The sequence below is a fragment of the Rothia sp. (in: high G+C Gram-positive bacteria) genome, assembly GCF_030540545.1.
Taxonomy (GTDB): Bacteria; Actinomycetota; Actinomycetes; order Actinomycetales; family Micrococcaceae; genus Rothia.
In genome coordinates this window covers 1-1,073 of the sequence record NZ_JAUNVZ010000117.1, presented here as the reverse complement: position 1 = coordinate 1,073, position 1,073 = coordinate 1, and the positions used below count along the sequence as shown (strand labels likewise).

General features: G+C 60.6%; 1 protein-coding gene. It reads left to right on the top strand.

Going from position 1 to position 1,073, the window contains the following annotated elements; translation table 11 throughout:
- A partial coding sequence (locus Q4P78_RS09335) for a hypothetical protein (protein WP_303340094.1) occupies positions 1-1,073 on the top strand: 1,073 nt, incomplete at both ends.

The window sequence follows — 1,073 nt, the reverse complement described above, 5'->3', positions numbered from 1 at the left end:
CTGCTGCCGTTGCTGAGTGCATGCAGCAGCAAGAAGTTTCTCCAAACGGACGAATACCTGCTCAGCGAGGTGAGCATCGTCAGCACCAACCCCAACTTCAAACCCACGGGCTACCGCAACTATGTCCGCCAGCAGCCCAACTCCAAGTGGTTCTCATGGCTCAAGGTGCCCCTAGGCGTATATTGCCTCTCTAAGGCCGACTCCGTCAAGGGCAACAAAGGATTCTCACGCATCTTGCGCAACATTGGCGAAGCGCCCGTGGTCTACGACCCGCAACTGACCCGATACAGCACGTACAACCTTCAGCAAGCCCTGGCGAGCAACGGCTACCTGCGCGGCACGGTCGATACCCTCGTTACCCGCAAGGGGCACAAGGCCACCGTGCAGTATCGCCTCACCCCGGGCATGCGCTACTACGTCAGGTCGCTCCAATACTCCTTTGATAACGCAAACATTGCCCGCCTGGTCACGGCAGACAGCACGGCCTACCTGCTGCGCCGCGGTATGCCGCTCAATCTCGGCAAACTATCCGAAGAACGTTCCCGTATAGTCCACACGCTCCGCAACCGGGGATACTACTACCTGAACAACGACTTCATCACCTACGACATCGACACCATAGCCGGCGACTTGGGCGTAGCCGTGCGCCTGCGCTTTGCCCTGCCGCCGGGGGCAGACAGCCTGCGTGCCTACGTGCCGCAGCGCTACGGCAGGGTACGCATCATCGAGGAGCGGGAGACGGGAGAGACCGAAGCCACAGACTCCACCCACTACCGGGGCTGGGACTTTCACTACCACGGGACTGAGCACATCCGCAAGCGCGTCTTTATCAACCACGTGAGCCTGGAGCCGGACAGCCTCTATCACGAGACCAAGGTGCAGAACACCTACGGCACGCTCAACGCCCTGCCCATCATCAACTACACCTCGGTCAAGCTGACGCCCGTCAAGGACAGTACCGACCTGCTGGACTGCGACATCCGAGTGAAGCGCAACCAGCTCCACACGCTGGGCATGGACCTTGAGGGCACCAATACGGCCGGTGATCTAGGGGCAGCCGTGGCGCTGACGTA